General features: G+C 34.6%; 2 protein-coding genes. Both read left to right on the forward strand.

The features are described from left to right. Positions 1-483 (forward strand): class II aldolase and adducin N-terminal domain-containing protein (locus tag Q0296_RS00190; protein WP_298035587.1); only part of this gene is annotated, 483 nt, incomplete at its 5' end. Between the two features lie 140 nt (positions 484-623). Further along, positions 624-2,083, forward strand: a 1,460-nt coding sequence (locus tag Q0296_RS00195) for a peptidylprolyl isomerase (RefSeq protein WP_298035588.1), incomplete at its 3' end; no start/stop codon positions are given.

Genomic DNA, 2,083 nt, shown 5'->3' on the forward strand with positions numbered 1-2,083 from the left:
AAAAATCAATTTATCATCAACAAGCAAAATGCCATTTTTGACGACTTGCAAGATAGTGATCTAACGCTTCTTTCATCAAAAAAGGACTACCGATGGAATGATGCGAGCTTAGATGCTGATATACACTTAAATATCTACAAAAACATAAATGAAGCAAAATTTGTCTGCTACGCCATGCCTCCATATGCGACAGCATATGCAATGAAGCATGAAAAGATCGTACCAAAAGACTATTTTGGATCCATGAGATTTAACGAAATTTTAGTCTATGACCCAAAGCAGTTTGACGACTGGTATGAGCGCGCTGAAACTGAAATTTATAGATGTATGATCGAGAAAAATACTAACGTCGTCGTGATCAAAGGATACGGTGTTTACGCGTATAGCAGGAGTCCTCAGCTACTTGCAAAAGATATAGCTTTGTTAGAAAATAGCTGCAAACTGCTTCATTTTTCAAGCAATTATAGTGACTACAGCTTTTAAATTTTACTAACAAAAATCCAAAAAATTTGTTAGTAAAATTCTCCAAATACGTTTTTTTAAAGCCCCATTTTAAGCTTATTTAAGCCAAATTTATATAAAATATCGCACAAGCTTTGTTAGTATTTTAAAGGAAGAATTTAATGTTATCTTGGATGCAAAAACATAAAAAATACCTAGTCGTAACCATTTGGGTGAGTACGATAGCTTTTGTCGGAGCTGGATTTGTCGGCTGGGGAGCATACGATCTAAACAGCAATAGAGCTACATCAGTAGCAAAAGTAGGACACAGAAACATAAGCGTTCAGGAGTTACAACAAAAGTACGATAGGCTATATCAGTACTACAACAACATGTTTGAAGGCAAACTAACACAAGAAAAGGCTGATGAGTTAGGCTTAGAAAAAGCCGCACTTCAGGCTGCTATACAAGAAAATTTACTTCTAAATTTCGCAGACGACATCGGTCTTAGCGTTAGCAAAGACGATGTTTTAAAATATATCATCGTAGATCCAACATTCCAAAAAGACGGCGTTTTTGACAAGAATTTATATTACGACGTTCTAAGAAGAGCTAGGATAAATCCTACTGATTTTGAAGAAAATTTAAAACTAACCATCTTGGTTGATAAACTAAGAACCATCCTAAATTTACCAGCCAGCAAAGAAGATATGGCTATGATGGAAGCTAGCTTTTTTATGCAAGATAAATTAGCTGTAGAGGTTATAAATGCTGATCAGAACGAGATCAAAGTAGACGAAAAAGAACTAAAAGATCTTTGGGAGATCAACAAAAATAACTATATGACAAAGACGATTTACGGCATAGAGACATACTTTGTAGAGTCAAACAAAAATGAAGCAAATGAAGCTGCTTTAACTACGTATTACAACGAAAACAAAGAGAGATATAAAGGCTCAGACGATAAGATAAAGCCATTTGAAGAGGTAAAAGCTGAAGTTAGTAAAGACTACAACATCGAGCAAAGTAAAACTAACGCTTTAGAAAAATATGTCTCTATCAAAAAGGCTGAGCTTGCTACAAATGATTTTGTTAGCGTAAACGAAGATAATGCAACTTTCCCACTTGATGAGATAAAAGGTGCAAGAGTTGGTGAGGTGGTAAAACCTTTTATATATAAAGATGGTTACTTGATAGCTAGAGTAAAAAGCATAACTCCACCACAGCCTATGAGCTTTGAGCAAGCAAGAGAAATGGTGCTTGAAATTTACAATGAGAAAAAACAAAAAGAGCTTCTAACAGCTAAAGCAAAAGCGGCACTAGAGAACTTCAAAGGTACAGACGTTGGCTTTGTTAGCAGAGACGTAAATGGCTCTATTGCGGGCTTAAACGAGAGTGATACAAGGGCATTTGTAGCTCAACTATTTGATGCTAATAACAAAAAAGGTTATGTTATTTTAGAAGATAAAGCCGTTATATACGACATTTTGGAACAAAGGTTGCTTACTAACAATATAGATAACAACTATAAGCAAATAACACAACAAAATGTTACCATGCTTAAAAACAACGAGTTGATAAAAGATTTAACAAACAAACTTCAGCAATATTATGAAGTTAAAGAACTGTCTCTTATACACAT

Source organism: uncultured Campylobacter sp. (genome assembly GCF_937890585.1).
Lineage (GTDB): Bacteria > Campylobacterota > Campylobacteria > Campylobacterales > Campylobacteraceae > Campylobacter_A.